Origin of the sequence: Nonomuraea basaltis (assembly GCF_005893125.1) — a bacterium.
Lineage (GTDB): Bacteria > Actinomycetota > Actinomycetes > Streptosporangiales > Streptosporangiaceae > Nonomuraea > Nonomuraea basaltis.
Window position 1 is genome coordinate 1 of the sequence record NZ_VCJS01000217.1, and the last position, 21419, is coordinate 21419.

Consider the following 21419-nt stretch of genomic DNA (forward strand, 5'->3'; position numbering starts at 1 on the left):
GCTCCTGGTGTGCCTAGGGATCACGGTGATCGGTACCGCCCTCATGCTCGGTGTCGTCGGCTGGCGGCTGGCACGTTCCCGCCGGGCGCCGATGGCGTGACGTGTCACTTTCAGCGGATTTCGGCAGATGAGGGCCCAAGTACCGGGTGGATCTGGATCTCGCTTGCGAGCGCGTCGAATCAAGCCGGGCTAGAGTGCCTCATACACGCGCGTGTGATCTGCATAATCCCGCGCACCGCGAAGGCCCTGGCAGGACACCACCCCTCCTGCCGGGGCCTTTCGCGCAGGTATACACAGGTGCGCGTTTCTGGGTACGGTGGAACCATGATCCGGACCCGGCGTGACGCCAAATACCCGCAGGTCGCCGCCGCCATCGCCGCCGACATCGACGCGGGCAGGCTCAAGCCCGGCGACCAGTTGCCGTCTGAACTCGAACTCGGCGCCCGCCACAAGGTGGGCCGGACGACGGTGCGGGCCGCCATCGAGCGGCTGCGTGAGCAGGGCCGCGTCCAGACGGTCCAGGCCAAAGGCACCTACGTGACAGAGGGCGGAAAGGCCGCGGCGCCGGTGCCGCCGTCCCGCCGCCTGGTGGAAGACCTGCGCGAGGCCATCACCTCCGGCCGCCTCAACCCAGGCGACCCGCTGCCGTCCGAGCAGGAGCTGATGGAGAAGTACGGCCTGGCCGCCATCACCATCACGATCGCCCTCCGCAAGCTCCGCGAAGAGGGGCTCATGCACCACATCCCCGGACGTGGCCGGTTCGCCGGCCCCGGCCCCGAGCAGGGATCGCGTCACCGGGAGGGCGGCAGCTAGTGGCTCGTCACCGAATTTCGACCGGGTAATTGATCTGGACCAATTACCCAGGCAAGGCTGCGTGACAGGCCACTAGCTCATCCCGGACCTGTGAGCTTGACCGCGGCCAGGTTCGCCAGACGACGGGCCGATCACGCTGGAGATCCCCAGCCCGATCGGCCCTGCCGCACCCACGATCAAGCCGGTGAGCAGCAGGATGTTCGTGTCGTACGCAGCAGACAGAATCGCGGTGAGGCCACCAACGATCCAGAAGCCGATGAAGACGAGTTCCAGGCGGTTGAGTCCGGCCCTGGCACACCACAGGCACCAGGCCCAGTAGAGAGTCGTAGCGGTCACGGGGAGCAGGCCAAGCGCGTCCACAGGACTGGGGCCGTGGCCGTCACTCAGGGAGAAGACCCTCTGAGGGCCGAGCGCATCGTCGGACACGAGTAGCACCATGACCACGCCGAACACGAGGGAGGCGAGCCACACCAGGAAAGCCGTCCTCAACCGATATCGCACAACATCCGACTATATGTTGACCTTGCCCGCACCGTGATACCCCCACGAGCGCGGCCTGCACGGACCCGGTCGCGAATTACCCGGTCGAAATTCGGTGACGAGCCACTAGCGGGATCGGGTGAGCCGGCGACTGGTGCGGATATGCCCGCGTTGGTATGCCTCGTCGATCGAGCGGCGGTGAGCAGAGCGGACGATGGCGTGAACGGTGGTGGCGGCGGCGAACAGCATGAGCGCGACGGCCACGGCGAGTGTGGCGGGAGTGAGCTGGTCAGCGTAGAGGGCCAGGAGGGCGATGAAGGCCGCAGCGGCGGTGAAAGTAGTTGTCAGGACGCGGACGACTGGCCTGTTCATGAGGTACCCCCGGTGGCTATGCGGCTGTGAGTCGGTGGTGGGGTCGACCCTGGGTCGGTAGCGTGGTGCGCGGTCACGGTATCTACGCCCGGCAGTGCCGCGTTACCGGTGCCACACAGGGTGATGCGAGATCGTGATCCTCCCGATCTGGGGCGTGTGCGTGCCGCTCTCGCCCCTCTGGACGGTCTTCTGCCACGGCTGCGAAGCTGAAGACGATCCTCCCCAATTCCCTCAACTCCGATAAGGGGTCTCGTGAGCGACGCCATCACCTACAGCCCGTACGACTATGCCATACACGAAGATCCGTACCCGACGTACGCGCTGATGCGCGAGAGGGCGCCCATCTACCGGAACGACGACCTCGACTTCTACGCCGCGACCAGGCATCCAGACGTGCACGACGCTGCCCGGGACCCGGAAACATTCAGCAACAGCCACGGCGTCAGCCTGGAGTTATGGTCCAAGGACATCGCAAAACGCCAGTCGTTCATCGCCATGGACCCACCCGGCCACACCCAGTTCCGGAAGCTGATCTCGCGCGGGTTCACCCCCCGCCGGGTCGCCGAGCTGGAGCCACGCATCCGCCAGATCACCCGCGACCGCCTGGATGCCGTGCTCGACGCGGGCGGTGAGTTCGACTTCATCGCCGACCTGGTCCAGAACATCCCCGCCGACGTCATCAGCGAACTGGTCGGCGTGCCCGCGGCCGACCGCGCGCAGATCCTGGCCTGGTCGAACGCGAGCCTGCTCCGCGAGGAGGGCAGCGGCGCCATCACTGATGCCTCAGCCGACGCCACCCTGAAACTCATGGGCTACTACGCGGGTCTGATCGCCGAGCGGCGCGCCCACCCGGGCGATGACATGGTGTCCGCGCTCATCGAGGCCGAGATCGACGGGCAGCGGCTGTCGGACACCGACATCGGCGCTGTGCTGCTGCTGCTCGGCGTCGCGGGCAACGAGTCCACGACGAAGATCCTGGGCAATGCGTGGCTTCAGGCCGCCCGCCACCCCGACCAGCGCCGCATCGCCTTCCAGCCCGGCCGGATCGGCGACTGGGTGGAGGAGACGCTCCGCTACGACTCCTCCGGCCAGATGTCCGTGCGGCTCGTCACCCGCGATGTTGAGTGGTACGACACTGTGGTCCCGGCCGGGTCACGGCTGCTGCTCCTCTTCGCCGCCGCCAACCGCGACCCGTCCGTCTTCCCTGACCCGGACACGTTCGACATCACCCGCGACCACAGTCGGACGCTCGCGTTCGGGACCGGCCCGCACTTCTGTCTCGGCGCGAGCTTGGCCCGTCTGGAAACCCGCGTCGTGCCGGATGAACTGGGCGCCGCCGTCCACGAGGACTACGAGGTGGGCACGCCCGTGCGCGTGCACCACCCGAACATCCACGGGCTGAGCGCCCTGCCGACTACCGTTAAGCCGCGTTAGGGGACGCGGCCGACACCGGCCAAGACGCCTCGCCCTGCGCCGGCGACTCCCGTCGTGATCCCGTCAGGGCGCCAGTCGGTGACCGTGACGAGGCCGGGCTCGATCATGTCGAGCCCGGCGAAGAACCGCGCGATCTGCTCGCGTGTGCGCATCTGGTACGGCATGGCCTGCTCGTACACCTGGTTCACGTCGGCGACCATCTGCCGGTCGAACCCCTCCTGTGTGCCGTGGCTGATGACGAGATAGCTGCCGGAGGCCAGCGGTCTGCGGAACGCCTCCACAGCCTCGTGAGCGCCATTCCGGTCCGGGACGAAGTGCAGCAGCCCGACCATCAGCAGCCCGATCGGCTGGTCGAAGTCGAGGAAGCCGGTCACCTGCGGGTCGTCGAGGATGGCTTCCGGGTCACGTGCGTCGCCCTGGACCACCCGGACTCGGCCGCCGTCGTGATCGGCCATTAGCGCTCGTGCGTGGACGATCACCTTGGGGTCGTTGTCCACGTACACCACGCGCGCTTCCGGCGCGATCTCGTGCACGTTGCCCTGCGTGGGCAGCCCGGCGCCGATGTCGAGGAACTGCCGGACGCCCGCCTCATTCGTCAGGTACGTGACGGCTCGGCGCAGGAAGTATCGGTTCTCGCGCGAGTTGTACTTGATGAGCGGCTGCAACTCCTGCACCTTGCGCGCCGCGGCGACGTCGGCCGGGAAGTAGTCCTTGCCGCCCAAGAAGTAGACGTACATACGGGCGGAGTTGGGGACGGTCGGGTCAACTCCGGCCCAGTCTAAAGAGGGCCCCTTATCCTTCATGACCATGACCATAAAACGGGAATGCCGCTCATGCCGGATCCGCCGCGCATGCCGGGGCAATAACCCGGTGTTCCAACTCGGCGTAAAATGGCCTGTTATTCCTTGATGAGGGCCCCTTCCCGCACCACCCGCGCCCGGATCCGCGCCAGCTCCTCCACGGCGTCGTCCGGCTGCGACGCTGACATGGCCAGCCGATCGTGCGCCATGGAGTACGCCATCACGCGCGCCACGTCGGTCACCATCCAGTCCTGGTCCATCTGCGGCAGCCACACCACATCCGGCTCGCCCTCCTCCGGCAGTCGCAGCAGCGAGAACGTCCCACCCCGCGGCCGATACCGATCCGGCCCGCCCCGGTTGATCTGAATCCTGACTCGCTTATCCGGCCTGCTCGCCAGTCCAATCAAATGGTCGATTTGCCGGAGTTGCACATCCGTGCCGCCCAGATTGTCCAGCAGCGCCGTTTCCTGGAGTACCGCCCAGATCGTCACTGGCCGCTCCTGCATGAGCCGCTTTTGCCGCTCAAACAGAATCTGCATGCCCAGGTCGATCTGATCGGCTGGGACCTCCGGGTAGTGCGCCGCATGTCGCATCGCCAGCGCGTAATCGGGGTGCTGAAGCAGCGCGGGTATGGTCGCGTCGCAATACGTGCGGATCAGCTCCGCGCTGTCTTCCATCTCCATGTACACCACGAGCCACAACGGCAGCCGCTGGAAGTACCGGAACCACCACCGGCTGTCCAGCTTGCCCTGCGCGGCCGACACGAACAACTGCTGCTGGTAGGAGTCGGCGACTCCGTACCGGGTCAGCAGTGTCCTGAGCATCGCCGTGGACGGCACTGTGCTGCCCGCCTCGATGCCCTCCACCAGCCCCGGTTCGCCGCCGATGACCAGGTCGGCCTCCGCGGTTGACAGACCGGCCAGCTTGCGCAGCTCCAGCAGCCGGCGACCTACCCGGTTCGGCGGAGTGCGCTCATTGCCCGGCGCGAACGCCTGCTGGACCTCCTCAATCCGGTACGGATGATGGATTCCCAGGGAGACCGACGCATCCTGCGCCGCCGGGCTTGGCTGCACTGATGCCGCGCTGACGCTCCACCCGACCGAAGGCAGCCGGTCAGCGCGCCGAGCGAGCTCCAGCACCATCCGCATCGCTTCTCGCGATTCATTGGACAGCGACGCGAAGGGCGCGTCGTCGGCAGTGTCGGTCTCGCCCAGCAGGTACGACGCCCGCACATTAAGCACCTGAGCGAGAGCTCTCACATGCTCGATCGTCGGATTCTTACGCTTGCCCTGCCGCAGCAGCCCGACGTAGACGCGGGTCATCGTCACGTCCGTTTGTTCGAAGATCATGGCCGCGACCTGCCCGTCCTTCAAACCACGACGCTCCATGACATCACTGAGCCGCGCGGCGAACACGTCCACCCGAGGTGACTCCTCCCACTGGCTCTTTAGCGCTCGGTGACATCCGGGCGCAAATGTTGACACAGCGTGCCCACAACGGCGACCATCGAACGCCTGTAACTGGCGACTCAGAAAATGTAACTGGCGCCGCTAGACGCTGGCTATCACTTCGACCACTCCGTCATCGTTGGGAGTTCGTTCAGTGAAAATCCCCGCCCGGAGCACACCCCGATCACCACCGTCATCACGGCCGCTCCGGCTGCCGCGCAGGGAGGCTACGGCGGATGGTGACCCGGAAACGTCACCGGAGCCGGTGGCCGGCGGACGTGGCGTCGTTCGCGGCGGGTGTGGCCGCGCCCGGAATCGTGCTGGTCGTCGCCGACGTGGTGACGCTGGCGATGGTGCTGCTGATGGCCGTGTGGATGGTCGTGCCGCTTCATGCCGGGGGGCGCGTGCTCGCCGACGTACGGCATGGGCTGGCGTGCTGGTCGGCGTCCCGGATCGGCGCTCGCCACGCCCGCGACCTCGTGCGTCGAACCAGCAACAAAAATCTCACGGAACGTGCCAACCCAGCCAGTCTCACAGGCGTCACACAAGGTGGCATCCACCACAGAGCGAGGTAGAGAGCGGGAATCGGTGACCCCCTCAACGCTGGCACGGAGGCTTGGATCGGGCAGCCTGAAGCCCGAGCTGTCTGGCGTCCCACGCTGGACGGCCGCGTCTGCCCTGCCCAGGGCGCGCTGGTGTGGCAGCGTGGGCGGCGATGGTCAACGTGGGTGGAACATCTCCACGGCGTTGCGAGCCTGCTGGATCTGCTGTCGCAAGAACGCCCGCATGCGTTTCTTCTCCTCGGGTGTGGCACGCAGCGAATTGATCTCGGAGACGGCCTGCTGGAAGAAGATCTCAAGGTCGTCGTCATCGCCCGGCTCGGCGGGCACCTGGGCGGCCTCGGCCTGCTCCGCCTGCTCGGCGCGGATCTGGCGGAGGAGGTCGGCGGCGTCGGTGCGGCCGGTGTCGGCCAGCTCGTCGGCGGGGACGTCCACGGCCCAGGCCATCCAAGCCAGATCGGTGTCGGAGACGTCGCGGACTTCGCCGGATTCGCGGCGCCGCCAGCGCTGCTCGCCGAAGCGGACGCCGGAGGCCCGGCTGATTCTGCGGGCGAGAGGTTTGAACAAGAGCTCGGGTTCGGGGCGGCCCTCGCGCCTGCGGTAGCGGGTGATGAGCGCGATTTCGGGGCTGAGCTGACTGGTTCCGGGCTGACTGGTTCCGGTGGCGGGCATGGTGGCGGTATCCCCTTCGTGGCGGACTGGGATCGACGCGAGCGTATCACTCGGGTGCGCGTCGGTCGCGTCTGCGCACCGAGAGTAAAGATCACCAGTAAACCTTATTGATCTTGGGTTTGCGCGCCTTGAAATAGCGACGCGAGAGACGCGATCGACGCGTGACATGCGCGTCTCCCAGGCGTAGTCTTGGGGTGTCGCGAGACACACACCACCAAGATCAACAAGTCTCACGGCGGACACCACCACCAGCGGAAACGCCACATCCGCGCCCAACCGTCACGTTGGCGTAACCGCCAACATCCCGGACCAGGGAGAGACGCAGTGACCAACCCCACCAGCTACGGCGACCGAGCCGACCGCATCGTGGACCTGACCCTCATCGCCGCAGGCGACCACCTGCCCGGTTGCCCCGTCGCCAACAGAGCCCGCGACCTCCTCACCGCGACAACCGGACAGGAGACCGCCGACCGGCTCATCGCCGAGGCCCGCGCCGTCCTCACCGAGCAGAGGGCCTGACCCGCGATGGGCACCTACTACGAGACCGGCCGCCGCTACAACATCACCCTGGAGAACGTCCTCGTCGTCGGCACCACCTCCGAGCGAGGCGGCACCACCGACATCTCCGTGAAGCTCGTCGGCCCGAACGGCTCGCAGACCAGCACCGTTCTTCACATCCCGCTCGACCATGTCGGCGTGAAGGTCACGCCTGTCCCGCCGCCGCACTGGCCCCCGCAGCCGGGGGACGTATGGGAAGCGGACGACAAGTGGTGGTTCGCCCTCGCCAGCCGAGACGACGAGGGCGAGATCAGAACAGTGGTCCTCATCAACGAGGACGGCCGCCACGCCTACAACTACTTCGCCGACCCCGTCCCGTGGGACGACCCGGCAACCCTGCTCAACAACTCGACCAAGGTACTCCTGGTCACGCGCAAGGGTCAGTCGCCGGAGCAGCCCATGGAGGCGCGGGACTACCCGGACTTCTCCGACGAGCCGCCGTTCTGATGGCCACGCTGACCACGCCCGGCGCTGTCCTGCTCGGCGAGTTCGAGCACGGCAGCGCCGCCTGGCATGAAGCCCGTTCCCACCGAATCGGCGGTTCCGACATCGGCGTGATCTGCGGTGTCTCCAAATGGACCTCCCGATACGCGCTGTGGTGCGAGAAAGCCGGGCTCGTCCAGCCGGACCCGACCACCCGAGAGCAGGCCCGCGGCCACTACCTCGAACAGGGCATCGCCGACTGGTACGCCGACCAGAACCCCGACGTGCAGGTCGTCAAGACCGGCACATGGGTGTCCACGCGGCCTGGCCGCGACTACCAGCTCGCCAACCCTGATCGGCTGCTTGTCCATAACGGCGAGGCCGTCGGCGGGCTGGAGATCAAGACAGACGCGGAAGGCCGAGACTGGGGCCAGGAAGGCACCGACGAAGTCCCGTACAACTACCTCGCCCAGGTCAAGTGGTACATGGACACGACGGGCCTGCCGTACTGGGACTTTGCCGTTCTCGGCAGCCACCTGACGTTCCGCTGGTACAGGGTCTACCACGACCCCGAGGACGCCGGGTACCTGCGGGAGCAGGCCGAGAAGTTTCTGCTGTCGATCGCGTGGGATGAGATGCCACCCCTTGACGGCCACGACACCACGTATCGCGCGGTACTCAAGCAGCACCAGCTGATCGACCGGAACGAGAAGTTCGCCATCCCCGACGACCTCGCGGCCCGGGTTCTCCCCGCGCTGGCAGCCGAGGCAGAGGTCGTCGAGGAGGCGAAGAAGGCCCGCGCCGAACTCGCGGCTGCGATGGGCACCGCAGGCAGCGCCTACTACGACGGCGTGCTCTACGCCATCCGCAAGGCCAACGGCGGAGGCCCGCCGTCCCTGACCGTGCAGAAGAAGAACCTCAAGCACACACCTGAGCTGCAAGGAGCCGCAGCATGAGCACCGACACCCTGCCCGCCGTCCACTCAAGTGGCGCCCTCGCGATCCAGCCGGACCAGGACAACTGGACACCAGAGCAGCGCGCCGTGCTGACCCAGCTCGGCGTCCAAGGGGACTGCCCGACCGCCGTCCTGGTCGGGTACCTGCACCTGTGCCAGCGCCGGGGGCTCGACCCGTTCCTCAAGCAGGTGTATCTCGTTGGCCGCAATCAGAAGCAGCGTGACGGCAGCTACCGCACCGTCTACACCCCGCAGACCGGCATCGACGGCTTCCGCGTCCTGGCGCAGCGCGCCGCCCGCCGCACCGGCATCGAGTACGAGTACGAGTACGAAGACACCATCTGGTTCGCGCCGGACGGCTCCAGGCACGAGGTGTGGCTGTGGGACAAGCCGCCCGCCGCCGCGAAGGTCACCGTCCTGAAGAACGGCAAGCGGTTCTCCGGCGTCGCCCTCTACAGCGCGTACGTGGACACCGACCGGGAGGGGAAGCCGAAGAACCGGTGGAAGGCCGACCCGGCCGGGATGACCGCCAAGTGCGCCGAAGCACAGGCGCTGCGTAAGGCGTTCCCCGAGGACCTCGGCGACCTCTACACCGACGACGAGATGGCCCACCTGCACGACGACGAGGTCAACGAGTCGGCCGCCCGGACCCTTCGGCAGGCCACAGCCAACGGCTCCCAGCACGCCGATGAGGACCCGAAACTAGCGACCGCCGTGGTGATGGCCAGCAACCAGGAACTGCACAGTCTAGCCAAGCTGATGGACGCCAAGGGCGTCACCGACAAGCTCGCCTACCTGCACAAGGTATTCCCGGAGGAGGTGTTCTCCAGCGCTGCGGACCTGACCGCCGAGCAGGCCCAGCAGGTCACCGAAGCGCTCAACCGCGGCGACCACCTCGACCCCGAGCAGCAAGAGCCCGACGAGCCCCAGGAGGACGCCGCGCAGCCCTCGGCCGCCGAGCCCGCCGCGGAGCCCGCTTCCGAGGCAGAGCCCGCGCCGGCCCCGCCCGCTCCCGAACAACCGCAGAAGCGTCCGGTCGGCGCCGCCAACCGCACGACCCTCACCAAGCTGAACACCCTGTTCGGCGAGGCGGGCGTCAGCGACGACGCCCGCTTCATGTGGCTCGCTCAGAACTGCAACGTCGAGGTGACCTCGACGGTCCAGCTCATTGCGGCGAAGGCGGACGAGGCGATCCGCAAGCTCGAACCCGAGGTACAGGCCCGCTGCGACGATCTGAAAATGCGGATCGTCACCGTGTGGACCGACCTGGGCGGCACCCGTGACGAGCTGACGCCGGCCGTGTGCTGGTGGGTCAACGCCAACACCAGACGGCGCAACAAGCCCCCGGTGACGCAGATAGGCCAGGTGTCCAACGTCCACCTTGATGCCTTCCTCAAGGCGCTCAGTGCGGGCCCCGGCAACGGCCAGGTCACGCCAGAGCACTTCCGGCAGGCCACCGCCCCTTAAAGCCCCGGCCGGGCGCCCTGAGCACGTATGAGGCCGGGGCGCTTGGCCGGCTCCAATCACCCCCCACCCCCTGAGAAGGGACATCGAATGTCGATCGATACCCTCCCCGAGCAGACCGGCGGCACGCCCGACACTCCCACCTACACGTCCGCCGTTCGCGTCTACCTGACCAACGGCGTCCGCCACGCGGTCGAGGCGGTCGAGGCCGCGGAACGGCACCTCGCCGACATCCACACCCGGCGCGCCGCCGTCGAACTGGAGCTCGATAAGGAGCGGGCCGCCGCCGAGAAGCACCTGGAGGACATGGTCCGCAGCCGGGACCAGCTCCTCGCCCTCGTCGGCAAGGACGAGGCCCGCGAGCCGGGAGAGCAGGAGTTGCCGACGCACGTGTGCCACTGCGCCCGGATCGCGGTTGTGGACCCGGTCCTCGGCCCGGTCCACGAGGTGAACGGCACGCGTCTGCCCGCTATGGAGGCGTGCAAGATGCCGTCGCTCGGCTTCCTCGGAGTCCCGGGGCGGGTGGCCGGCGGGGAGGGCTCGGTCGCGTGAACGTCCTCACCATCCTCAACGCTCGACACCCGTACACGATCGACTACGAGCGCGATCGCGGACCGTTCTGGTTCGTCGTCGTGGACAACGTCGTGCTCGACCCCGAGCACCCGCTCCCGGAGCGGCACGTCGATGACGCGTTCCACCGAGCCGTCCGCGACTACCCCGGCCAGGAGATCGGCGTTGCCCCGTGCACGCCCGAGGACCTGGCCAACGCAGGAATCCCCACTCACCGAGAGGAACCAGCATGACCGCCACGATCAGCCTGAGCAGCACGCTCACCCCGGACATGATCCGCCCGGCCGCCATCGCCGTACTGCGCCGCGAAGGCTGGATCCAGGGCACCTACGCCAGCAACAAGCCCGGTGGGCACGGCTGCTGCATCGTCGAGGCCATCGGACGCGCCGCAGGTCTCCCGCCATTCGCCCTGGCCCGCACAAAGCCCCGCCGCGCCGACATCGAGGCCATCGGCCGCGCCGCCTTCATGGCCCGGTGGGACGCGGCACACAACCTCATGGACGAGATCGCCACCTACCTGGGGCGCAACCCCGAGGACGACGAGCTCTCCCCGAAGTGGTTGCTGACGAACTGGAACGACACCAAGGGCGGCACCCAGGCCCAAGTCGAGGCCGCGCTCGAAGGGGACCAGGAGAGCGCGTGAAGCTGGCCACCTGGCAGATCGCAGCAGTGAGCGGCGCCAATCTGGCGCTGCTCGTGCTGTCGTTCATCGCCCCGGGCGTGTTCGCGGCCGTGGCCACGCTGCTCGGCGTCGCGGCTGGCGGGGCGCTTGGCGTCATCGCCGGGATCGAGACGGCCAAGCGTGACCGCGCCCGAGATACCGACATCTACAAGCACCAGTACGGCGAGGCGTACCAGCAGGTCGGCGACCTCCAGCAGGCCAACGCCCGCCTGCTGGTCGAGCTGCGTCAGGCGAACGCGAAGGCGAACGATGCGGGCGACGAGGCAGAACGCCTACGCGCCCGCGTCGCCCAGCTCGAAGCTGAGCAGGCGGTGCAGCCGTGATCGACCTGCTGTGGACCGCGTGGGGTGTGCTCTGGGACGTCGCCGCTGTGATCGGACTCGCGTCGATCACAGTCACAGCGGTGGCCCTCCTCGCGCACAGCCGCGCGGTACGTCACGCCGACGCCGCCCAGCGCGCCAATGAGCAGCAGTGGCGCGACTTCGCCCGCCGCGGCCTGCACGCCATCGAGACACCGAAGGAGTAACAGTGACCACCCCGCCGCCGGCCGGGCCACCACCGCGGGTGGCCGGGCTCGACCAGGCCGCCGAGAAGACAGGGCTGGCTCTGCCGGACGGCACCACCCGCCTCATCACCGCCCCCAAGGCCGCGAGGAAGACGCGGACGTTCGCCGACAACATGCGGCGACAGGACCACGTCGAACGCCAGATCGGCGCCCTGCTGCTCGGGTCGGGCGCGGAAGCGATCGGGATCGAGGACTACGCCTTCTCCCGGCAGTCGTCGGCCACGCACCGGCTTGCCGAGATCGGAGGGTCGGTGCGGCTGGCCTGCTGGCGGTACAACATCGCCATTGCCATCATCAACATCAAGCACCTCAAGCAGTACGCCACCGGGGACAGCAACGCCTCCAAGAGCCAGATGGCCGTAGCCGCGTACGAGTACGTGGGCGCCAAGTTTCCCACCGAGGACGAGTGCGACGCCGCGTGGGTGCGGTGGCTCGTCCTCGACCTGCTCGGCCACCCTGTGTTCCGGGTTCCGGCGAAGCATCGTCGCGTGCTCGCCCAGATTGAGCTGTTCCGCAGGGAGGGGCTGTGAAGACTCCTGCAGACGTTGCTGACGAGCGTCGTTGGCGCAATCGCCAACGTCCACGCATGCCTGACCGGCCGCGCGCCGCCGTGTGGAACTCGGATCGCACTCGACCAGTCGCGGTCGTCGAGGGCCGCCACCTCACACCCGCCGACCTCGAAGCCGCACGGCGGCTGGCCGGCCACCCGAACGTCCACCACCACCGCACCACACCGGGAGGAGAACCGTGACCACCACGACATCGGCGGCGGCAGTCCTCAGCAAGGAACTGGCCCGCCCCCACCCCACCCCGCACAGGCTGCTCCACGCGCTGCGTACGGCAGGGTTCGAGGTCCGGCACGCCGCTCGCGCACCGGCGTGGATGCCGACGACGCCGGACGCGTACGCGCTCGTCAAGGAGGCCGCCGACTGGCACAACTCGGGCTTGCATGATCGGCACGAGATCGCCAAGCGGATGGGCAAAGACAAGCGGACGATCGACCGCTACCTGGCCGCCGCGCACGCGATCCCTGGCCTGCTCGACCCTGAGCCGGAGGAGCCGCCGCGATGAGCCGCTACAGCCCTTCCCGCGAGATGCGCGTCATCGGCCGGATCGGCGTGCCGAAGGCGCCCGCCTGGATGGAGGACGCCGCCTGCCTGCGTGTGGGGCACGAAAAGTTCTTCGGCCCCGCCTCCGACGAAGGGGACGAGACCGAGGAGGAGAAGGAAGCGCGAGAGGACCGCGCCCGCGAAACGTGCGACGGCTGCCCCGTCCGCGCCCAGTGCAAGCAGTACGCGACCGGCTTCTCGAACGGGCTCCAGGTCGGCGTGTGGCACGGCGGCAACGACGACCAGCGCAAGCTCGACCACCGCAAGGAACTGCGTCGGGCGGCCGAGAAGCGCCGACGGGAGAGGCAGGCATCGTGAGCACCCAAGCCAACATCCAGCGGCGGGCCATGGACGAAGCCGTCAAGGAACTGACCAAACGCCTCCGCGAGTGGGCCGCCACACCCGCCGACCAGCGCGAGCCTGCCGAGATGTTCTCGCGCCGCTTCATGCACGACATGAACGGGCACGGCTGGCGGCGCACACCCGCCGGCCGCACCAACCCGCTCGCGCGCAGACCGCCCGACGACCCCGCCGCGGCGGCTCAGCGGGGCGCAGCTCTCGCGTGGAACGAGCTGGCCAAGGTGATCGAGAAGCGGGCGGGGATCGGGCCGGATGAGGGAGGCCCGGAGTGAGCCCGGCCAAGCCCGCGCACGAGCAGCCCGGCGCCACCCCGGCGCTCGTGCCGTACGACGTCTACGGCGGCATCATCCCCGATCCCACCAAAGCGGACCCCGACAGCATCGACTGGCAGTCGCCCACGCCGTTCACGCTGCCGCTCCGCCTGCACAACACGCACGCGCTACACGGCATCACACGGCCCGTGCTGTGGAAGCACGCCCACGGCCCCGCCCAGTTCCCGATGTTCCCCGCTGAACTGCCGCACACCATTCGCAGCGCCGTCATCGACCACGGCCTGGTCGGAGCCGAGTGGGTGCCTCTCCTCCGCCGCGGCCAGTACGGCATCGCCCTCAAGTCTTTCCACGAGCAGGAAGAGCCCGCACCCGCACCCGCGCCGGCCACGCCCGCCGAGGAGGCCGCGGCCCGCTACATCGACCGCGAGCACGTCGTCCGGCTCGTCCACGTCGCCTTCGGCGTGGGCTTGCCCGATGAGCACCTGCCACCCGTCCTGCAGAACCTGATCCGCCACATCAGAGAGGACCCCAACCCATGACCTACACGAAGCTGTCCGGCCCAGCGGTCTTCACGCTCGAAATCGTCTCCCTCCACGACAAAGGCGAGGGCATCACCCTCGACTGGATCTCATCGAACCTGTGGACGATCGGCGACAGCGGCCACCTGGTCACCTCCGACACCCTCGCAACGCTCTCCCACGCCGGATTCATCAACGTTGGGGAACTCGCCGAAGGCAGCGGCGAGACCGTGACGATCACACAGGCCGGGCGCGACTACCTCACCCACCACCACAACGCCAGAAGGGACAACCAGCAGTGACCAGCAACCCCACCACCAGCCTGACCCAGCTCCCGCAGGCCGTCGCACGCCTCCTTGACGCCATCGCCGCCAACCCCGACTACCAGCGCGACGGCACCGCCACCTACGAGCCCATCCCCTCCTCGCGCGGACGGTGGCAGGCCGGGGGGCACACATGCGGCAACAACACCATCAACACCGCCGCCAGCAACAAGCTCATCACCATCGAACTGGCCGGGCCGAACGTCAGGACACTCGCGCTCACCCCGGCCGGCCTCAGTAACGTCCAGGCGCGGCAGGCTCGCAAGGTCGTCGAGGTCGCGAAGGACGAGCGGAGTGTGAACGCCTGATGGGCGAGCACACTCCCGACCAGCTCAACCCGCGCGCCGTGGAACTCGCCCTCGCGGCCCTGGGCGCCGCCATCGCCACCGACGACGACACCGCCAGCGCAGCACTAGCCACCATCGTGACGGAGACCGGTGCCCCCGGCCTCATGGACGCCATCTACGTGTGGTGCGACACACTCATCACCCAGGCCGGGCCGAGCGCGATGTTCCTCGACGTGGAATGGGCCGACGACGAAACAGGCCACGTCATCGCCCCGCAGGATGTTCCGGCAGAAGCCCAATGGGCTGGCCGCCTGCTGACCGCCCGCGCCGAAGACGACGAGGAGACGTTTGTCACGCTGATGCGCGACCTCGGCACCGATCCGCTCCGCGTCGCCGACCACGTGGGGGCGCTGTTCGATCTGGTCGCGGTCAACCTGAGGCGAGCCCTGGACGCTCGAAGAAGGGCGGCGCTTTCATGACCCGGCACGTGATCCAGATGTCCGGCGGGATCGGCTCATTCTGCGCCGCCGAGCGGGTCCGCGTCCGCTACGGCGCCGAGAACATGGTGCTCCTCTTCGCCGACACGAAGGTCGAAGACCCGACTCTCTACCAGTTCCTCCACGCCGCCGCCGCCTACCTCAAGGCACCGCTCGTCACGGTCGAGGACGGGCGGACCCCATTCGAGGTGTTCCGCGACGTGCGCTGGATCGGCAACAGCCGCGTCGCCCCCTGCACCAAACACCTCAAGCAGAAGCCCTGCCGGGCCTGGCTGGAGGAGCACTGCGACCCGGCCGACACGATCCTCTACGTCGGCATCGACCACTCCGAATCCCACCGCACCCCGCCCATCACGGCCGGCTGGGCACCATGGCGGGTCGAGTTCCCGATGTGCGAAGAGCCCCACCTGACCAGGGAGGAGATGTTCGACCGGTGCCGGGCAGCAGACATCGAACTGCCGCGCCTGTACTCCCTCGGCTTCAAACACAACAACTGCGGAGGATGCTGCGTCCGAGCAGGGAAAAAGCAGTGGCTCCGCACCCTTCAGGAGTTCCCGGAGCGGTACGCCGAAGCTGAACGCCAGGAAGAGGAGCTACGCGCTGAGCTGGGCGACGTGTCCATCCTGCGCGAGCAGCGCAACGGCCAGAGGTACAACCTCTCGCTGGGCGAGCAGCGCCGCCGCCACGAGGCCGACGCCGCCGCCCGACCTGCGCTGCTGAGCGAGAGGGAGGTGACGCGCGCATGAACCGGCACCGTCTCCGCTTCGGCCGCCTGGCCATCTACATCGAGCCGCGAGACCTGTGGGTCGGCGTCTACATCGCCCCGGCCGCCGTCTACGTGCTCCCCTTCCCCACGCTCGTCTTCCGATGGAGGCGTAAGGCGGGTGACGACCGTGGAGGGGCGTGAACTCCGGCGCGTCCTGGACGCACACCAGCTCATCGCCCGCGCCTACAAGGACGACCGCTTCCCCTCATCCGGGCGGGGCGGTGACTTCCGCATGTTCGTCATCACCTGGATCTGGATCGTCGCGATCGAACGCTGCCCGAAGGACGATAGGTGGCAGCGTGCCGCCTCGATCCTGGGGCTCAGGAACAACTTCCAGCTCAAGGAGCTGATCGCCTCCGACGCGCCCCGGTACGAGCCGGAAGACCGCGGCGCATGGTACGCGCCGTGCCCGGCGCCGATGATCCGACGCGACGGGCTGTGCGAGCGGCGCGGCACCATCCGCGTCCGCGTCACCAACCCGGACGACGGCACCTGGCGCATCGACTGGTACTGCTCCCGTCACCGCGACGTCGCCCACCAGGTGCAGGCACACGAGCGGGTGCTACTTGCCTCCGGGAAAGTGCCGGAGCCGCTGCCGAACCGCGGCGGCCTCGGCCCCTCCTACCTCCGATGGAACTGGACCAACGTCTACCGATGGGCGGCCGGCGCGATCTGGGAGCCGCCCGCGGTCGGCCTGTGCGCGGACGATTGGCCGGTCATGGCGAAGGTCGTCGGCCAGGCCCCGCCCGATCTGTCGGTGCTCGACGGCGACGGTGAGGCGAGCGGACCGCCGCCGGGCGGCGCTCCCGGCCTGCGGCTCGTGAGGGGAGGTGGCGGTCGTGGCTGACCGATACGTGGTGCTCGTCACCGGCTCCCGCTCTTGGGACGACCCCGACGCCATCCGGAACGCGCTCGTGCCGATCGTCGCCGAGCATGGGCCGCGCAACGTCACTGTCCGGCACGGCCGCGCTATGGGTGCCGACATGATGGCCGACAGCATCGCCCGCCAGCTCGGCGCGCACGTAGAGCAGCGGCCCGCCGACTGGGACGTGTGCGCTGGCCCAGGTGCAAGCCGTCGCATCGCAGGTTAGTTCCCCGTGCGAATCGCCAGCAGACAAGATCGTCACCGTGTCACAGGATGTCATATTCCTGGGCGATGCCGTCTGCGGGATGCTCGATAGCGCGCGGCCCTCCTTGGCCAGGAACCCGCACGAAGCACCGCGTACGGTGGGGACTCGACCACTTCCCTCAAGTGGGCGGGTCCCCGTCGCTTGTCAGGGAGGGAACGCGTGAGCGCACGCCTGTTCGGGCTGGTCGCCGCGTGGCTGGAGACTCCGGCCGCGGAGGGGCTGACGCAGTCGGAGCGGCTGGTGCTGCTGCTGATCGCCGAGCGGGCGAAGGACACAACCCGGCGCATGCTCTCCTTCCGGAGTGACCGGCGCGACGACGGCACGAAGATCACGCTCACGGAACTCCTCCAAGCGCGGGCGGGCCTGACCGCTCGCGGCCTGGCCGACACGGTGCAGCGCCTCTCGAAGCGGGGCCTGGAGGTGCGGGTGCCGGTCGGCAAGGACAAGAACGGGGTGATCATGTTCGCTCGGCGTGGCCACGCGACGGACTACATCCTGCCGGACCTGCCTGCCTCCGTGCGTCTGCCAGAGCGACCAGTGTGGCGCGGCTCGCACCACTCCTGACCTGTGGATAACCACCACAGCGACGATCACGATCATGAAGTTAGGTCACGTCCCAGCGTGACCCGCACGGGTCACGTCCAGGCGTGACCCGTAGGTCACGTCACAGCGTGACCCATGTCCCTACATATGTCCCTACAAAACCTTGTACCTACTACTCATCTACCGTCCGTACACCTACAGGTGGAAGTCCCAAACGATCACCTCGGAACCTGTGGAAAAGCAGGAAGATCACCAGATTCCCCCAGCTCCCGGAAGGAGCCAGCCATGCCCATCACCCACCACGACCCCGACGACGACCAACTCGTCTGGGACAACCACGACCGCACCCAGACCCTCGTCATCGGCCCACCCGACCCCGAAGAGGCCGGCTGGGAGACCGCACGCGACAACCACTGGGCCTGCTGGCTCGAAGTGTCCGGCTACGCGTTCGGACTCGACGCTGACCACACCAGACGCCTCGGCCAGCTCGCCCTCTGTGCCGACGATGGAGTCGAACGCACCGCCGCCATCCCCGCAGCGGCGCCGCACACCGACCTCACCCTGCACGTGGACACCGGCCTCGGCCGCGTCGTCCTCCGCGTCGCCCGCGACGACACCGACACCGGCAGCCGAGCCGACATCCCCGCCCACGACTGCCCCACCATCGCCGCCATGCTTGACACCCTGAGCCGCTGATCAGCCGCACGCAGCCGACCAGCCAGGCCGGGCACTCACCTCCTCGTCGCTGATGGCTTGTCCGTGACGGCGAGCACGAGCGACGCGACCGACGCGACAGCGACGCGCCGCCACTCCCAGAGACCGCCGGAATGCTCATCATGGTGGAGCAGGAGCCACTTTCAGGCGTGGTCTGGCACAGAGAGACCAGGCCATGATCACAAGTCCAGAGAAGCGCTCACAGACAAGATCCACATAGAGCGGCAAGAGAACACGCGCCCCAGACATGCCGTTGGGGTCGGTGGGCGCGGAACCGGTGGTGTCAGCTTTGGCTGACGTCTAGAGGTTTTGTCCTGGCCGAAACTCGTGCAGGGTTTTGGTGTTCTTGCTGGTCAGTCGAGTGTGCGTCAACCCTGATTGACGATCTGGAGCTCCAGCATCATAACGGTTCAATCTCGTTTCCGTCCGAAACCTAGACGAGTTTTGATACGTATCACAAGCTTCTGGCCATGCAGATCACCAGCACGGCCAAGGCACTCGGGAGCGCGGCAGCAACCGCCGCGCTCGCCGCCGCCATGGTCATCACAGCAGGCCACGCGGCCCCCGGACTCATACCGGCCCCGTACGTGGCCATCGAACCGATCATCATGCCGACATGCCCCGAACAGGATCCCCCTGTCGTGTGCATCGTCGGCCCGACCGGACCCGCAGGACCAGCCGGAGAGCCTGGTCCGCAGGGACCGCAGGGCGAGCAGGGACCTCCCGGACCGTCCGGACCTCCCGGACCCCAAGGCCCTACCGGCGAGCCGGGACCGACCGGACCGCAGGGCAGCCCCGGACCGACCGGAGCGCGCGGCCAGGCGGGACCCCAGGGACCCGCAGGACCGACCGGAGCGGCAGGCACGTCCGGACGACCCGGCACCCCCGGACCCACCGGCGCGAGCGGGCAGCCTGGCAGCCCCGGACCGTCCGGAGCTCAAGGACTCCCAGGGCTTCCCGGCAGCGACGCCCAGCCCAACCCCACGGACACGGGCGACGTGAAGATGCCCAAACTCCGCGAAGCGTCCCCGACGCCCACACGGACGCCCATCCCCACGGCCAGCACCACGGCCAACGCCACCGACAGGCCCAGCCTGACGCCAGGAGCGGCGGCGAACATCAGCGACACGGACGCATGGATCGCCCCCGTGTCGTGGCTGCTGGTGATCCTCTCTGGCATCGCCGGAACGTGCTACGTGGTGTACCGGCGACGCCAGCGCGAAGCGCAGGTTGACGGTTCCGCCCACGAGTCCACCACCGAGTAACCCCCCGCCCCCTCCCACCAGGGGAGGGGGCACCACCCCGAAGGGAACAGCAATGACCAGCAACATCACCCCCGCCCCGTTCCAGATCACCGACGAGATCCGCGCCGCCGTCCGTGACGCGCTGACGGACCTGAACCGCGCGCTGGAGGGGCACACCGGCAACAACCCGATGATCAACGCCTACCGTCTGCCCGCTTCCCGCGCGACGCTGGCCGAGATCATCGCCATCCGGAACACCGGAGGCACGCTCTACGACGGCCCGACCCCGACCGCGTACGCCGCCATGGGCAAGGTCAGCGAGGACGAGCGCGCCGGGTGGTACAAGATGCCCGACCGCGCCGGAGCCGCCGCGCGCATCACCGCCACGTGCGACGTGTACGGCATCCCCACCGACCACATGATCGCGACGCACGCCCTGTCTCAGGCGGAGGTCAAGGCCATGGTCGGCAGCGCGGACCCGCTGGCCAAGCTGGCTGAGATCCACGCCGAAGCGGCGAAGAAGGAAGCCGAGCGGATCAAGGCCGAGCGGACCGCCCGGATCAAGCAGGCGGTCAACGCCGCTAAGGCGCTCGCGGACTTCGGCGGCGACCCCGCCCTGCCGTTCGCGAAGGCGATCGAGGAAGGCGCGGACCGCGCCGAGCTTGCACAGGCGTTCACGAACGCCAGCCTCCCCGTGCCGCCGGAGGAGTCCGCCAAGCAGCCCGCCAGAGCCGCCAAGAAGTAGCACCATCCGCGCCCCCCGCACGCGCCACCGCGCGGGGGGCGCACCCCCACCACCACCAGCAACGACCCCAAGGGGAGATCATGACCACCTTGCAGGCCCTAGCGGTCAACACCGCCGCCACCGTCCGCCTCAGCGTTGCCGACCGCCACCGCCACCGGGAGGAGTGCGCCATGTGCCGCCCGGACCAGGAATGCCCCCGCGCGGCAGCGATGTTCGTCGACCACCAGGCGCGCGTGCAGCGTTCCCGCTCCAACCTTCTCACTTACCTCCCGAAAGGGTCCGTGATCACCTACGCCGGGAAGCTCCCCAAGATGCACGGCGAATGGTGGGTTCACGACACGTGCGCGTGCTGCGACCACACCGCGCCACGGCTCGTGCGAGGGCGCGGCATGACGATACGGCACGTGCTCCTGTCCGAGATCACGAGCGCGCCCATGGTGCACCCCGGAGCAGGTGACGCGCTCGCCGCCGCGCGGGAAGCCACCCGCGAGATAGCCGCGATCCTGCTCATGTGTCGAGTCGCGCTCCCGATGGTCGTGGACATCAACGGGCTGGGCGCGTGCACGGTCGCCTACCCGCGCCCCACGTGGGACCACGAAATGAACGTGGCGGAGAACGCCGACACCGTCGAAGCGTCCTACGTGGCAGCCACGCTCCGCACCCTGCCCGAGCTGGCCAAAGCCGCCAGCAACGGCAACGCCCTAGGGATCAAGCGCGTCACTCGCGTACTCGCCAAGCTGCGCGAAGCGGCGCGCGAGACGCGCCAGCACCAGCGCTGACAACGCCAGCCGAGCCCCCGCGCGGACCGCCGCGCGGGGGCTTCCGCACGTTCAAGATCACCCCCCGTACCCCCTCCCAGCGTCCAGCTGGACGTACCTTGGTCGCGTTGATCCCGAATGGTTTTGATCTTGCCCGGTGTTTGTAGGGTGTCCTGGTTCCATGGGGTGCGGCGGCCGAGGAGGTCCTGGTGTCGGATCGGGTGTGTGCGGGGCCGTGTAATGCCGGTGCTCGTGCGGTGTGGGCGGCGTTTCTGCGTGCTCGGGAGTTGCATGCGGATGCGGTGGATCGGTGGCTGGCGGAGGGCGGGGAGGGGGAGTCGCCGCCTGAGCCGGTTA

The 21419-nt window shown here is 68.3% G+C and carries 35 protein-coding genes; 30 read left to right on the forward strand and 5 right to left on the reverse strand.

Annotated elements, in window-relative coordinates:
- Nucleotides 1-324: 324 nt before the first annotated feature.
- A complete protein-coding gene (locus EJK15_RS54735; RefSeq protein ID WP_138718383.1) occupies nucleotides 325-813 on the forward strand; it encodes a GntR family transcriptional regulator in 489 nt (162 codons plus the stop codon).
- A gap of 72 nt (nucleotides 814-885) precedes the next feature.
- On the opposite strand, the gene EJK15_RS54740 is transcribed toward EJK15_RS54735, so the two are convergent.
- Both EJK15_RS54740 and EJK15_RS54745 read right to left on the reverse strand, forming a co-directional pair.
- Nucleotides 886-1314, reverse strand: coding sequence for a hypothetical protein (locus EJK15_RS54740; RefSeq protein WP_138718384.1), 429 nt, complete (start codon nucleotides 1312-1314; stop codon nucleotides 886-888).
- Between the two features lie 105 nt (nucleotides 1315-1419).
- The gene (locus EJK15_RS54745) at nucleotides 1420-1665 is read right to left on the reverse strand and encodes a hypothetical protein (protein ID WP_138718385.1); all 246 of its coding nucleotides are present in this window, start codon (nucleotides 1663-1665) and stop codon (nucleotides 1420-1422) included.
- A 252-nt stretch (nucleotides 1666-1917) separates the two neighbouring features.
- On the opposite strand from EJK15_RS54745, the gene EJK15_RS54750 reads away from it, so the two are divergent.
- Nucleotides 1918-3099, forward strand: a complete 1182-nt coding sequence (locus EJK15_RS54750) for a cytochrome P450 (RefSeq protein WP_240777815.1) — start codon at nucleotides 1918-1920, stop codon at nucleotides 3097-3099.
- Here EJK15_RS54750 and EJK15_RS54755 read toward each other — a convergent pair.
- Nucleotides 3096-3902, reverse strand: a complete 807-nt coding sequence (locus EJK15_RS54755; RefSeq protein ID WP_138718386.1) for an SAM-dependent methyltransferase — start codon at nucleotides 3900-3902, stop codon at nucleotides 3096-3098. The two genes, EJK15_RS54750 and EJK15_RS54755, sit on opposite strands and share 4 nt — an antisense overlap.
- Before the next feature lie 95 nt (nucleotides 3903-3997).
- Complete coding sequence (locus tag EJK15_RS54760) at nucleotides 3998-5320, reverse strand: helix-turn-helix domain-containing protein (protein WP_138718387.1); 1323 nt, start codon at nucleotides 5318-5320, stop codon at nucleotides 3998-4000.
- A gap of 263 nt (nucleotides 5321-5583) precedes the next feature.
- Between EJK15_RS54760 and EJK15_RS54765 the strand changes: the two genes are divergently transcribed.
- A complete protein-coding gene (locus EJK15_RS54765) occupies nucleotides 5584-5922 on the forward strand; it encodes a hypothetical protein (protein ID WP_138718388.1) in 339 nt (112 codons plus the stop codon).
- Between the two features lie 144 nt (nucleotides 5923-6066).
- Here EJK15_RS54765 and EJK15_RS54770 read toward each other — a convergent pair whose 3' ends face one another.
- A complete protein-coding gene (locus tag EJK15_RS54770; protein WP_138718389.1) occupies nucleotides 6067-6579 on the reverse strand; it encodes a hypothetical protein in 513 nt (170 codons plus the stop codon).
- 324 nt (nucleotides 6580-6903) lie between these two features.
- On the opposite strand from EJK15_RS54770, the gene EJK15_RS54775 reads away from it, so the two are divergent.
- The 27 genes from EJK15_RS54775 to EJK15_RS54890 all read left to right on the forward strand — a co-directional run bounded on the left by EJK15_RS54775 (nucleotide 6904) and on the right by EJK15_RS54890 (nucleotide 21083).
- On the forward strand, nucleotides 6904-7098 hold the full coding sequence (locus EJK15_RS54775; protein ID WP_138718390.1) for a hypothetical protein: 195 nt from the start codon (nucleotides 6904-6906) through the stop codon (nucleotides 7096-7098).
- 6 nt (nucleotides 7099-7104) lie between these two features.
- On the forward strand, nucleotides 7105-7584 hold the full coding sequence (locus EJK15_RS71745) for a hypothetical protein (RefSeq protein ID WP_171075092.1): 480 nt from the start codon (nucleotides 7105-7107) through the stop codon (nucleotides 7582-7584).
- Nucleotides 7584-8516: a lambda-exonuclease family protein gene (locus EJK15_RS54780; RefSeq protein WP_171075093.1), complete on the forward strand. Its 933-nt coding sequence runs from the start codon at nucleotides 7584-7586 to the stop codon at nucleotides 8514-8516. The genes EJK15_RS71745 and EJK15_RS54780 overlap by 1 nt, the downstream gene beginning before the upstream one ends.
- Nucleotides 8513-9982, forward strand: coding sequence for a phage recombination protein Bet (gene bet, locus EJK15_RS54785; protein WP_138718392.1), 1470 nt, complete (start codon nucleotides 8513-8515; stop codon nucleotides 9980-9982). The genes EJK15_RS54780 and bet overlap by 4 nt, the downstream gene beginning before the upstream one ends.
- 87 nt (nucleotides 9983-10069) lie before the next feature.
- Nucleotides 10070-10531 (forward strand): hypothetical protein, encoded by a 462-nt coding sequence (locus EJK15_RS54790; RefSeq protein WP_138718393.1) that lies wholly within the window; start codon nucleotides 10070-10072, stop codon nucleotides 10529-10531.
- Nucleotides 10528-10782, forward strand: a complete 255-nt coding sequence (locus tag EJK15_RS54795; RefSeq protein WP_138718394.1) for a hypothetical protein — start codon at nucleotides 10528-10530, stop codon at nucleotides 10780-10782. The genes EJK15_RS54790 and EJK15_RS54795 overlap by 4 nt, the downstream gene beginning before the upstream one ends.
- Nucleotides 10779-11192, forward strand: a complete 414-nt coding sequence (locus EJK15_RS54800) for a DUF6197 family protein (RefSeq protein ID WP_138718395.1) — start codon at nucleotides 10779-10781, stop codon at nucleotides 11190-11192. Before EJK15_RS54795 ends, EJK15_RS54800 begins: the two co-directional genes overlap by 4 nt.
- A complete protein-coding gene (locus EJK15_RS54805) occupies nucleotides 11189-11554 on the forward strand; it encodes a hypothetical protein (RefSeq protein ID WP_138718396.1) in 366 nt (121 codons plus the stop codon). Before EJK15_RS54800 ends, EJK15_RS54805 begins: the two co-directional genes overlap by 4 nt.
- On the forward strand, nucleotides 11551-11757 hold the full coding sequence (locus EJK15_RS54810) for a hypothetical protein (protein WP_138718397.1): 207 nt from the start codon (nucleotides 11551-11553) through the stop codon (nucleotides 11755-11757). The genes EJK15_RS54805 and EJK15_RS54810 overlap by 4 nt, the downstream gene beginning before the upstream one ends.
- A 2-nt stretch (nucleotides 11758-11759) precedes the next feature.
- Nucleotides 11760-12326, forward strand: coding sequence for a crossover junction endodeoxyribonuclease RuvC (locus EJK15_RS54815; protein WP_171075094.1), 567 nt, complete (start codon nucleotides 11760-11762; stop codon nucleotides 12324-12326).
- A gap of 56 nt (nucleotides 12327-12382) precedes the next feature.
- A complete protein-coding gene (locus tag EJK15_RS71750) occupies nucleotides 12383-12547 on the forward strand; it encodes a hypothetical protein (RefSeq protein ID WP_171075095.1) in 165 nt (54 codons plus the stop codon).
- The gene (locus EJK15_RS54820) at nucleotides 12544-12867 is read left to right on the forward strand and encodes a hypothetical protein (RefSeq protein ID WP_138718399.1); all 324 of its coding nucleotides are present in this window, start codon (nucleotides 12544-12546) and stop codon (nucleotides 12865-12867) included. The genes EJK15_RS71750 and EJK15_RS54820 overlap by 4 nt, the downstream gene beginning before the upstream one ends.
- Nucleotides 12864-13223: a WhiB family transcriptional regulator gene (locus EJK15_RS54825; protein WP_138718400.1), complete on the forward strand. Its 360-nt coding sequence runs from the start codon at nucleotides 12864-12866 to the stop codon at nucleotides 13221-13223. Before EJK15_RS54820 ends, EJK15_RS54825 begins: the two co-directional genes overlap by 4 nt.
- The gene (locus tag EJK15_RS54830; protein WP_138718401.1) at nucleotides 13220-13537 is read left to right on the forward strand and encodes a hypothetical protein; all 318 of its coding nucleotides are present in this window, start codon (nucleotides 13220-13222) and stop codon (nucleotides 13535-13537) included. The genes EJK15_RS54825 and EJK15_RS54830 overlap by 4 nt, the downstream gene beginning before the upstream one ends.
- Nucleotides 13534-14076: a hypothetical protein gene (locus EJK15_RS54835; protein ID WP_138718402.1), complete on the forward strand. Its 543-nt coding sequence runs from the start codon at nucleotides 13534-13536 to the stop codon at nucleotides 14074-14076. Before EJK15_RS54830 ends, EJK15_RS54835 begins: the two co-directional genes overlap by 4 nt.
- Entirely contained in the window at nucleotides 14073-14357 is a 285-nt protein-coding gene (locus EJK15_RS54840; protein WP_138718403.1) for a hypothetical protein, read from the forward strand. The genes EJK15_RS54835 and EJK15_RS54840 overlap by 4 nt, the downstream gene beginning before the upstream one ends.
- Entirely contained in the window at nucleotides 14354-14686 is a 333-nt protein-coding gene (locus tag EJK15_RS54845) for a hypothetical protein (RefSeq protein WP_138718404.1), read from the forward strand. Before EJK15_RS54840 ends, EJK15_RS54845 begins: the two co-directional genes overlap by 4 nt.
- Nucleotides 14686-15144 carry a hypothetical protein gene (locus EJK15_RS54850; protein WP_138718405.1) on the forward strand — a complete coding sequence of 153 codons (459 nt, stop codon included), beginning with the start codon at nucleotides 14686-14688 and terminating at the stop codon, nucleotides 15142-15144. Before EJK15_RS54845 ends, EJK15_RS54850 begins: the two co-directional genes overlap by 1 nt.
- Nucleotides 15141-15908, forward strand: coding sequence for a hypothetical protein (locus EJK15_RS54855; RefSeq protein WP_138718406.1), 768 nt, complete (start codon nucleotides 15141-15143; stop codon nucleotides 15906-15908). Before EJK15_RS54850 ends, EJK15_RS54855 begins: the two co-directional genes overlap by 4 nt.
- Nucleotides 15905-16069, forward strand: a complete 165-nt coding sequence (locus tag EJK15_RS71755) for a hypothetical protein (RefSeq protein ID WP_171075096.1) — start codon at nucleotides 15905-15907, stop codon at nucleotides 16067-16069. Before EJK15_RS54855 ends, EJK15_RS71755 begins: the two co-directional genes overlap by 4 nt.
- The gene (locus EJK15_RS54860; RefSeq protein WP_138718407.1) at nucleotides 16047-16775 is read left to right on the forward strand and encodes a hypothetical protein; all 729 of its coding nucleotides are present in this window, start codon (nucleotides 16047-16049) and stop codon (nucleotides 16773-16775) included. The genes EJK15_RS71755 and EJK15_RS54860 overlap by 23 nt, the downstream gene beginning before the upstream one ends.
- On the forward strand, nucleotides 16768-17019 hold the full coding sequence (locus EJK15_RS54865; protein ID WP_171075097.1) for an SLOG family protein: 252 nt from the start codon (nucleotides 16768-16770) through the stop codon (nucleotides 17017-17019). The genes EJK15_RS54860 and EJK15_RS54865 overlap by 8 nt, the downstream gene beginning before the upstream one ends.
- A gap of 198 nt (nucleotides 17020-17217) precedes the next feature.
- Nucleotides 17218-17622: a hypothetical protein gene (locus tag EJK15_RS54870; protein WP_138718409.1), complete on the forward strand. Its 405-nt coding sequence runs from the start codon at nucleotides 17218-17220 to the stop codon at nucleotides 17620-17622.
- Nucleotides 17623-17886: 264 nt separating this feature from the next.
- A complete protein-coding gene (locus tag EJK15_RS54875; protein WP_138718410.1) occupies nucleotides 17887-18297 on the forward strand; it encodes a hypothetical protein in 411 nt (136 codons plus the stop codon).
- Nucleotides 18298-18785: 488 nt separating this feature from the next.
- Nucleotides 18786-19580 carry a collagen-like domain-containing protein gene (locus tag EJK15_RS54880; protein WP_138718411.1) on the forward strand — a complete coding sequence of 265 codons (795 nt, stop codon included), beginning with the start codon at nucleotides 18786-18788 and terminating at the stop codon, nucleotides 19578-19580.
- Nucleotides 19581-19632: 52 nt separating this feature from the next.
- Nucleotides 19633-20304 (forward strand): hypothetical protein, encoded by a 672-nt coding sequence (locus EJK15_RS54885; protein ID WP_138718412.1) that lies wholly within the window; start codon nucleotides 19633-19635, stop codon nucleotides 20302-20304.
- A gap of 80 nt (nucleotides 20305-20384) precedes the next feature.
- A complete protein-coding gene (locus EJK15_RS54890; protein ID WP_138718413.1) occupies nucleotides 20385-21083 on the forward strand; it encodes a hypothetical protein in 699 nt (232 codons plus the stop codon).
- The last annotated feature ends 336 nt before the right edge of the window (nucleotides 21084-21419 follow it).

Excerpts from the sequence above, each read along its gene's own strand:
- EJK15_RS54770 (WP_138718389.1), bottom strand. The coding sequence starts at position 6,579 with ATGCCCGCCACCGGAACCAGTCAGCCCGGAACCAGTCAGCTCAGCCCC.
- EJK15_RS54840 (WP_138718403.1), top strand. The coding sequence starts at position 14,073 with ATGACCTACACGAAGCTGTCCGGCCCAGCGGTCTTCACGCTCGAAATC.
- EJK15_RS54800 (WP_138718395.1), top strand. The coding sequence starts at position 10,779 with ATGACCGCCACGATCAGCCTGAGCAGCACGCTCACCCCGGACATGATC.
- EJK15_RS54755 (WP_138718386.1), bottom strand. The coding sequence starts at position 3,902 with ATGAAGGATAAGGGGCCCTCTTTAGACTGGGCCGGAGTTGACCCGACC.
- EJK15_RS54765 (WP_138718388.1), top strand. The coding sequence starts at position 5,584 with ATGGTGACCCGGAAACGTCACCGGAGCCGGTGGCCGGCGGACGTGGCG.
- EJK15_RS71755 (WP_171075096.1), top strand. The coding sequence starts at position 15,905 with ATGAACCGGCACCGTCTCCGCTTCGGCCGCCTGGCCATCTACATCGAG.
- EJK15_RS54735 (WP_138718383.1), top strand. The coding sequence starts at position 325 with ATGATCCGGACCCGGCGTGACGCCAAATACCCGCAGGTCGCCGCCGCC.
- EJK15_RS54875 (WP_138718410.1), top strand. The coding sequence starts at position 17,887 with ATGCCCATCACCCACCACGACCCCGACGACGACCAACTCGTCTGGGAC.
- EJK15_RS54850 (WP_138718405.1), top strand. The coding sequence starts at position 14,686 with ATGGGCGAGCACACTCCCGACCAGCTCAACCCGCGCGCCGTGGAACTC.
- EJK15_RS71745 (WP_171075092.1), top strand. The coding sequence starts at position 7,105 with ATGGGCACCTACTACGAGACCGGCCGCCGCTACAACATCACCCTGGAG.
- EJK15_RS54790 (WP_138718393.1), top strand. The coding sequence starts at position 10,070 with ATGTCGATCGATACCCTCCCCGAGCAGACCGGCGGCACGCCCGACACT.
- EJK15_RS54825 (WP_138718400.1), top strand. The coding sequence starts at position 12,864 with ATGAGCCGCTACAGCCCTTCCCGCGAGATGCGCGTCATCGGCCGGATC.
- EJK15_RS54745 (WP_138718385.1), bottom strand. The coding sequence starts at position 1,665 with ATGAACAGGCCAGTCGTCCGCGTCCTGACAACTACTTTCACCGCCGCT.
- bet (WP_138718392.1), top strand. The coding sequence starts at position 8,513 with ATGAGCACCGACACCCTGCCCGCCGTCCACTCAAGTGGCGCCCTCGCG.
- EJK15_RS54880 (WP_138718411.1), top strand. The coding sequence starts at position 18,786 with ATGCAGATCACCAGCACGGCCAAGGCACTCGGGAGCGCGGCAGCAACC.
- EJK15_RS54780 (WP_171075093.1), top strand. The coding sequence starts at position 7,584 with ATGGCCACGCTGACCACGCCCGGCGCTGTCCTGCTCGGCGAGTTCGAG.
- EJK15_RS54885 (WP_138718412.1), top strand. The coding sequence starts at position 19,633 with ATGACCAGCAACATCACCCCCGCCCCGTTCCAGATCACCGACGAGATC.
- EJK15_RS54855 (WP_138718406.1), top strand. The coding sequence starts at position 15,141 with ATGACCCGGCACGTGATCCAGATGTCCGGCGGGATCGGCTCATTCTGC.
- EJK15_RS54890 (WP_138718413.1), top strand. The coding sequence starts at position 20,385 with ATGACCACCTTGCAGGCCCTAGCGGTCAACACCGCCGCCACCGTCCGC.
- EJK15_RS71750 (WP_171075095.1), top strand. The coding sequence starts at position 12,383 with ATGCCTGACCGGCCGCGCGCCGCCGTGTGGAACTCGGATCGCACTCGA.